Here is a 7,739-nt window from a genome sequence, read left to right as displayed (position 1 = left end):
GTACGGGTGGATGTGAGCGGGGTAGCGCAGCCAGGTAAATCCATGTGGGAGYGAGCCTGCTCGCGAAGRTGTCGTGTCAGTCGACCTATTCAGTGATCGAAGTGACGCTTTCGCGAGCAGGCTCGCTCCCACAGGTTTTGCGGTGACGCTTTTACTTGAGGCTGACTTTGGAGTAATCCTGACGGCCGAACGGGCTGACCTGGTAGCCCTGAACGTCCTTGCGCGTCAATGCGTAGGCGGTCGGGTGCGCCAGTGGCAGCCACAGCGCCTGTTGCTGGATCTGCGCCTGGGCCTGTTCGTAAAGCTTGCTGCGCACGCCTTGCTCGGTGGTGGTCTTGCCGGCGCTGATGACCTTGTCCAGGCCCGGGTCGCAGTAGCGGGCGAAGTTGGTCCCGGACTGGACCGCCGCGCAGGAGAACTGTGGCGTGAGGAAGTTATCCGGGTCACCGTTGTCGCCGGACCAGCCCATGAACAGCAGGTCGTGTTCGCCGGCCTTGGCGCGGCGGATCAGTTCGCCCCATTCAATCACCCGGATTTCCGCCTGAATCCCGACTTCAGCCAGGTCCGACTGCAACAGCTGGGCACCAAGGCTTGGGTTCGGGTTGAGCAGGCTGCCGGAAGGGCGGGTCCAGATCGTGGTTTTAAAACCCTCCTTGAGCCCGACCTTGGCCAGCAATGCACGCGCCTTGGCGATGTCCTTTGGATAGCCCGGAAGGTCCTTGGCGTAGCTCCAGGTGTTGGGCGGGTACGGACCGTTGGCAGCGTGCRCGGTGTCTTCGAAAACGGCCTTGAGGTAGCTGGCCTTGTCGAAGGCGAGGTTGATCGCCTGGCGGACTTCGGGCTTATCCAGCGGCGGGTGCTGACTGTTGATGGCCACGAACGCGGTCATGAACGCCGGCGTGCTCTCGATCTTCAGGGTCGGGTCCTGAGCGGCGGCCTGCACGTCCAGCGGTTTGGGCGACAGGGCGATCTGGCACTCGTTGCGCCGCAGTTTCTGCAAACGAACGTTGGCGTCCGGGGTGATGGCGAACACCAGGCTGTCTACTGCCGGTTTGCCGGCAAAGTAGTCGCGGTTGGCCTTGTAGCGAATCGACGCATCTTTCTGGAAGCGCCCGAAGATGAACGGGCCGCTGCCGATTGGCTGACTGTTGAGTTTCTCGGGCGTGCCGGCCTTGAGCAACTGGTCGGCATACTCGGTCGAGTAGATCGAGGCAAAACCCATGCTCAGGGTGGCAAGGAATGTCGAGTCKGGGTGGTCCAGGGTAAAGCGCACGGTCAGCGGGTCCAGCGCATCGATTTTCTTGATCAGCGCGGGCAACTGCATCGATTGAGCATGAGGGAAGCCACTTTGGGCGACTTTGTGCCACGGGTGGGCCGGGTCGAGCATGCGCTCGAAGCTGAACTTCACGTCTTCGGCGCTCAGGTCGCGGGTGGGGCTGAAGTACTCGGTATGGTGGAATTTCACCTGCGGGTGCAGCTTGAAGATATAGGTCAAGCCGTCGGTCGACACTTCCCAGCTGTCGGCCAGGCTGGGGACGACTTTGCCGCTGGCGGCATCGAAATCGACCAGGCGGTTCATCAGCACGTCGGCCGAAGCGTTGGTGGTGGTCAGCGAGTTGTATTGAACGACATCGAACCCTTCCGGGCTGGCCTCGGTGCAGACGCTTAAAGCGGCAGCCTGGGCCAATGGGCTCAGCAAGAGTGGGGCGAGCAACAACGGTAGGGCAGCGAGGCGCATGTGTGAATTCCTGTGCAGATCGAAGGCCATCTGCGAGTGCAGTCTGGAAAAGGGCTACCCTAGTGGGCTCTTTTACAAATGACTATCCCCTTTTTCACTTTGTGGCATGCGTCCGGCTCTTTTTTTCGGCAAAATTTGCACTGCATGACCCCCAGTGCACAGCCAATCAGAGTAGATTGGCACGGGAAAACCGTCTGCGCAGACGTGGATGTCGGTACTCTGCGACGAGCGGTCGCGGCCATCGGCAGCCTTTGTTCAAGGCGTCTGGCGCCGTAAAACCGGGTTTTTTAAAAAGTCTGTTCACACCGATAGTTGTTGCTACTGGGTCTTTCTGGTATAAAGCAGCGCTCTTTTCTAGGGGCCCGGTTCCTTCACTGTAGGTGTAGCCGGTAAGACCCTTAAAGAAACGCGGCGCCTGGCGCCAAATGACTGAGAGATTAAGCGGCCAACCCATGCCGGGTTGGGCATGTGGTTTTAGAGGGCTGAGGCATGTCGAGAGTCTGTCAAGTTACCGGTAAGGGTCCGGTGACTGGGAATAACATTTCCCACGCAAACAACAAAACCCGTCGTCGTTTCCTGCCGAACCTGCAGCATCACCGCTTCTGGGTTGAAGAAGAGAAACGTTTCGTGCGTCTGCGCGTATCTGCCAAAGGCATGCGTATCATCGACAAGCGTGGCATTACTGCCGTGCTGGCCGAAATCCGCAAAGCTGGCAAGATCTAAGGGAGCTAATCATGCGTGAATTGATTCGTTTGATTTCGAGCGCTGGTACTGGTCACTTCTACACTACCGACAAGAACAAGCGCACTACTCCGGACAAAATCGAGATCAAGAAATTTGATCCGGTTGTTCGCAAGCACGTGATCTACAAAGAAGGCAAAATCAAGTAATTGATTTTTCCTCTTAAGAAAAAGGCCCGTATCGCAAGATACGGGCCTTTTTTGTTGGGGTCAGAAAAGCCTCAGGCCTTCTGTTCAAACGCCACATAGATCTTGCGGCACGGCTCCAGCACTTCCCAGGTGCCGCGGAAGCCGGCCGGAATGACAAAACGATCGCCCGCCCGCAGGGTCTTGGCATTGCCGTCGTGGTCACGCAGCACCGAAACCCCCTGCACGATTTCGCAGTATTCGTGTTCGGTGAAGTTCACCGTCCATTGCCCGACTTCTCCTTCCCAGACGCCCGCGTTCAACTGACCGCACGGGCTGCTGTAGTGGTTGTAGACGGCTTGCTCGGGGTCGCCCTTGAGCACTTTTGTGGCGTCCGGGCGGTAGCGCTCGGCGGGTGTGGTGGCCTGGCTGAAGTCGACAATGTCCTGGATGCTCATTCTTGTAATCCCCCGTGATTGTCTGAAAATCAAAGTCTATGTTTATTAAAATGAACATCGCAAGGCCGTTTGCCAGCCTTATGTCAAATATATTGAAACATGAGGGGGCGCTAGTTTAGGGTGGCAGTTGCCTTGGGCCGAATTGAAAACTGGCCGGGCAGAATTCCTGTAGGTGCCTGCGTAGATCGCGCGGCGCTCGTATTCAATAAGAGGAGGACTCTCGTATGACTACCCTGACTCGTGCCGACTGGGAACAACGCGCCCGCGACCTGAAGATCGAAGGCCGTGCCTACATCAATGGCGAATACACCGCAGCGGTCTCCGGCGAGACGTTCGACTGCATCAGCCCTGTCGATGGCCGTCTGCTGGGCAAGATCTCCAGCTGTGATGCCGCCGACGCCCAGCGCGCCGTAGAAAACGCCCGCAGCACGTTCAACTCGGGTGTCTGGTCGCGCCTGGCACCGGCCAAGCGCAAGGCCACCATGATTCGTTTCGCCGGCCTGCTCAAGCAGCACGCCGAAGAGCTGGCGCTGCTTGAAACCCTGGACATGGGCAAGCCGATCAGCGATTCCCTGTACATCGACGTTCCAGGCGCGGCGCAAGCGCTGAGCTGGAGCGGTGAAGCCATCGACAAGATCTACGACGAAGTAGCCGCCACCCCGCATGACCAACTGGGTCTGGTGACCCGTGAGCCGGTGGGTGTAGTGGGCGCCATCGTGCCGTGGAACTTCCCGCTGATGATGGCCTGCTGGAAACTCGGCCCGGCGCTGTCCACCGGTAACTCGGTGATCCTCAAGCCATCCGAAAAATCCCCGCTGACCGCCATCCGCCTCGCGGCGCTGGCTGTTGAAGCCGGTATCCCGAAAGGCGTGCTGAACGTGCTGCCAGGCTACGGTCACACCGTTGGCAAGGCGCTGGCCTTGCACATGGACGTCGACACGCTGGTGTTCACCGGTTCGACCAAGATCGCCAAGCAACTGATGATTTATTCCGGCGAATCGAACATGAAGCGCGTCTGGCTGGAAGCGGGCGGCAAGAGCCCGAACATCGTGTTTGCCGATGCGCCGGACCTGCAAGCGGCGGCTGAGTCCGCTGCCAGTGCCATCGCGTTCAACCAGGGCGAAGTCTGCACCGCCGGTTCGCGTCTGCTGGTCGAGCGTTCGATCAAGGATAAATTTCTGCCGCTGGTGATCGAGGCCCTGAAAACCTGGAAGCCGGGCAACCCGCTGGATCCGGCCACCAACGTTGGCGCGCTGGTCGACACGCAGCAGATGAACACCGTGCTGTCCTACATCGAATCCGGGCACTCCGACGGCGCCAAACTGGTGGCGGGCGGCAAGCGGATTCTTCAGGAAACCGGTGGCACCTACGTTGAACCGACGATTTTCGATGGCGTGAGCAACGCCATGAAGATCGCCCAGGAAGAGATCTTTGGCCCGGTGCTGTCGGTCATCACCTTCGACAGCGTCGATGAAGCGATCCGGATCGCCAACGACACGCCGTATGGCCTGGCCGCGGCTGTCTGGACCTCGGATATCTCCAAGGGCCACCTGACCGCCAAGGCCCTGCGTGCCGGTAGCGTGTGGGTCAACCAGTACGATGGCGGCGACATGACCGCACCGTTCGGTGGTTTCAAACAGTCGGGCAACGSCCGTGACAAGTCGCTGCACGCGTTCGACAAATACACCGAGCTGAAGGCGACCTGGATCAAGCTGTAAACCATTCAGGGAGCCTGTTCTGAATCAGGCTCCCTGAACGATGCAGATCCCCTGTGGGAGCGAGCCTGCTCGCGATAGCGGTATGACAGTCGACGTCAATGTTGAATGTTGCGCCGTCATCGCGAGCAGGCTCGCTCCCACAGTGCTTTGCGCTGTACATAAAAATATCCACAGGAGCGTGGAGCATGCGTTGGGCGACTTATTTCGCCGTGTTGGCCTCTGTCCTGAGTGTCGGCCTGGCCCTGGGCGTCAGCATGCCGTTGGTGTCGTTGCGTCTGGAAAGCTGGGGTTACGGCTCGTTTGCAATCGGTGTCATGGCGGCGATGCCGGCGATTGGCGTACTGCTGGGGGCCAAGGTCTCCAGCCATCTGGCGGCACGTTTCGGCACGGCCAACCTGATGCGCCTGTGCCTGTGGGCCGGGGCGTTTTCAATCGGTTTGCTGGCGCTGTTGCCCAGTTATCCGGTCTGGCTGGTGCTGCGTTTGACGATCGGGGTGATCCTGACCCTCGTGTTCATCCTCGGCGAGAGCTGGATCAACCAGTTGGTGGTCGAGCAATGGCGCGGGCGACTGGTGGCACTGTATGGCAGCAGTTATGCCCTGAGCCAACTGTCGGGACCGTTGCTGCTGGGCGCGTTGGGCACCGACAACGATTTCGGATTCTGGGTCGGTGTCGGCTTGCTGGTGACGTCGCCGCTGTTGCTGTTGGGACGCAGTGGCGCGCCGAGCAGCGAAGCCTGCAGCGTGACGTTCAGTGACTTGCTGAGCTTTTGTCGGGGCCTGCCGGCGATTGCCTGGGCGGTGTCGCTGTTTGCTGCGTTCGAGGCGATGATCCTGACCTTGCTGCCGGTGTATTGCCTGCGCCAGGGCTTCAGCGCTGAAATCGCCCTGGCGATGGTCAGCACCGTGGTGGTCGGCGATGCCTTGTTGCAACTGCCGATTGGTGCGCTGGCGGATCGATTGTCGCGGCGTACGTTGTTTGCCGGTTGCGCAGTCATCCTGATGCTCTCGAGCCTGGCGATTCCACTGTTGCTCGAGACTTTGCTGATCTGGCCGTTGTGGGTGCTGTTCGGTGCCAGTGCCGGCGGCTTGTTTACCTTGTCGCTGATTCTGATCGGCGAACGCTACCGTGACGATGCGCTGGTGCGAGCCAACGCTCACATTGCGCAATTGTGGGGTATCGGTTGTCTGATCGGCCCATTGGCGGCCGGTGCCGGCAGTCAATGGATCAGTGGGCACGCCTTGCCGTTGCTGATGGCGGCGGGGGCGCTCGGGCTGGTGATCCTGTTGCTGCGCCAAGGGGCGTTTGGCACTGCGCAACCAGCGTAATGTGTAGCAGCTGCCGAAGGCTGCGTTCGGCTGCGCAGCAGACGCAAACCCTGTAGTCACGGTTAAACTGCAAGACCGCGATATCCGCATTTACGACTGCTGCGCAGCCGAACGCCGGCTGCGCCAGCTGCTACGGATCGTGTGATGGCGCGGAGGGGATGTAGTGCTTAGAGCATCCGCTCCAGTCCCACCGATTTGCTGAGCCAGGCGTTGAAATGTCGCCACCAGCTCCCCGGCTCTCGGGTCAAGGTGTGTGGCTGGCTGTTGTCTTCAGTGACCCACACCATCCGGCCGTTCTCTAGCCGGGCCTCGTAACTCAGGGCCGGTGACATACCTCGCAGGGCCAGTTCGCGAACCTGTTCGGCGAGTTCCGGGCTGTCCACCAACACCCCGACTTCGGTGTTCCAGAGCACCGAGCGCGGATCGAAATTGAACGAGCCGATGAACGCCTTTTGCCGGTCAAAGATCATCGCCTTGCTGTGCAGGCTGGAATCAGAGCTACGGGAGGCGGCGCTGTGGAACAGGTTCGGACCACTGCCTCCATGCTCGCCGGGTTGACGGCGCAGCTCGAACAGCTTCACGCCATGTTCCAGCAACGCCTTGCGGTAAGGCGCGTAGCCACCGTGTACAGCCGGCACGTCGGTGGCGTCCAGGGAGTTGGTCAGCAAGCTGACGGAAACCCCGGCATCCGCGCGTCCCGTCAGGTAGATCAGCCCCGTCTGGCCTGGGACGAAATAGGCCGAGATCATGATCAGCTMGTTACTGACGCCTTGTAGTTCGGGTGCCAGTTGGGTGGTCAGCAGCAGTTGCGGATCCGGCTCGTCCTTGGCCAGCACCTTGCTGGGTGCGTCCCACAATGCCTGGTTCCAGGCCCAGATCAATTCGCGCCGCCAGATATCCAAGTGTGGATGGGTCTGGTAAATCTTCAGTTGCTGGTACAGCGCATGGTTCTGTTGTCGGGTGCCTTCCAGCGACTCTTTCAGCCGCAATCGGGTGTTGGCCAGATCCTTTGCCGTGGGTTTGCTCGAGATAAACTCATCGATCGGTTTGCTCAGGGCGCTGTTCCAGTACTGGTCAAAACTGTGCCCGAGCTGCTCGGCCACCGGACCGATGCCGAGCATGTCGATGTCGGTGAAATTCAGGTCGGGTTCGGCATCGAAGTACTCGTCGCCCAGATTACGGCCACCGACAATGGCTGCGCTGTTGTCCGCCAGCCACAGCTTGTTGTGCATGCGCCGATGCTGAAGTGACAGGTTGAACAGCCGCCCCATGGTGCGGGTCAGCCCGGTGCTGCGGCCCAGGTGCAGCGGGTTGAACAGGCGAATATGAATCTGCGGATGCGCAGCAAGGGTGGCGATGATCTGGTCCAGGCCATCGCTGGTGGTGTCATCGAGCAGAATGCGTATGCGCACGCCGCGGTCGGCAGCCTTGAGCAGCTCTGCCGCCAGCAATCGTGTGCTGACACCGTCGTGGACGATGTAGTACTGCARGTCGAGGCTGCTTTGTGCATTGCGAATCAGCTCGGCACGCGCCATGAAGGCCTCACTGCTGTTGGACAGAAGGCGGAAACCGGAACGGCCCTGATACGCCGCAGCCTGTGCCTGGATCGAACGCCCGAAGGAGGAGTCCAC

7 protein-coding genes are annotated in these 7,739 nt (G+C 60.0%); 4 read left to right on the top strand and 3 right to left on the bottom strand.

Features of this window, described 5'->3' with window-relative positions:
- Positions 1-151: 151 nt before the first annotated feature.
- The gene (locus AC1DH9_RS16530) at positions 152-1,738 is read right to left on the bottom strand and encodes an ABC transporter substrate-binding protein (RefSeq protein WP_477808440.1); all 1,587 of its coding nucleotides are present in this window, start codon (positions 1,736-1,738) and stop codon (positions 152-154) included.
- A gap of 489 nt (positions 1,739-2,227) precedes the next feature.
- On the opposite strand from AC1DH9_RS16530, the gene rpmB reads away from it, so the two are divergent.
- Positions 2,228-2,461 (top strand): 50S ribosomal protein L28, encoded by a 234-nt coding sequence (gene rpmB / locus AC1DH9_RS16525; protein WP_034147715.1) that lies wholly within the window; start codon positions 2,228-2,230, stop codon positions 2,459-2,461.
- Between the two features lie 11 nt (positions 2,462-2,472).
- Positions 2,473-2,628, top strand: a complete 156-nt coding sequence (rpmG, locus tag AC1DH9_RS16520) for a 50S ribosomal protein L33 (RefSeq protein WP_007894709.1) — start codon at positions 2,473-2,475, stop codon at positions 2,626-2,628.
- A 71-nt stretch (positions 2,629-2,699) separates the two neighbouring features.
- On the opposite strand, the gene AC1DH9_RS16515 is transcribed toward rpmG, so the two are convergent.
- On the bottom strand, positions 2,700-3,062 hold the full coding sequence (locus AC1DH9_RS16515; RefSeq protein WP_216744358.1) for a cupin domain-containing protein: 363 nt from the start codon (positions 3,060-3,062) through the stop codon (positions 2,700-2,702).
- Positions 3,063-3,286: 224 nt separating this feature from the next.
- On the opposite strand from AC1DH9_RS16515, the gene AC1DH9_RS16510 reads away from it, so the two are divergent.
- Both AC1DH9_RS16510 and AC1DH9_RS16505 read left to right on the top strand, forming a co-directional pair.
- The gene (locus AC1DH9_RS16510; RefSeq protein WP_477808439.1) at positions 3,287-4,780 is read left to right on the top strand and encodes an aldehyde dehydrogenase; all 1,494 of its coding nucleotides are present in this window, start codon (positions 3,287-3,289) and stop codon (positions 4,778-4,780) included.
- A 185-nt stretch (positions 4,781-4,965) separates the two neighbouring features.
- On the top strand, positions 4,966-6,108 hold the full coding sequence (locus tag AC1DH9_RS16505; protein ID WP_427538936.1) for an MFS transporter: 1,143 nt from the start codon (positions 4,966-4,968) through the stop codon (positions 6,106-6,108).
- A gap of 167 nt (positions 6,109-6,275) precedes the next feature.
- Here AC1DH9_RS16505 and AC1DH9_RS16500 read toward each other — a convergent pair.
- Positions 6,276-7,739, bottom strand: a 1,464-nt coding sequence (locus AC1DH9_RS16500; RefSeq protein WP_477808438.1) for a phospholipase D family protein, incomplete at its 5' end; no start/stop codon positions are given.

It is taken from the genome of Pseudomonas sp. 05T35, assembly GCF_056396605.1.
The sequence above is the reverse complement of the archived record's forward strand: the minus strand, read 5'-3'. Positions and strand labels throughout refer to the sequence as shown.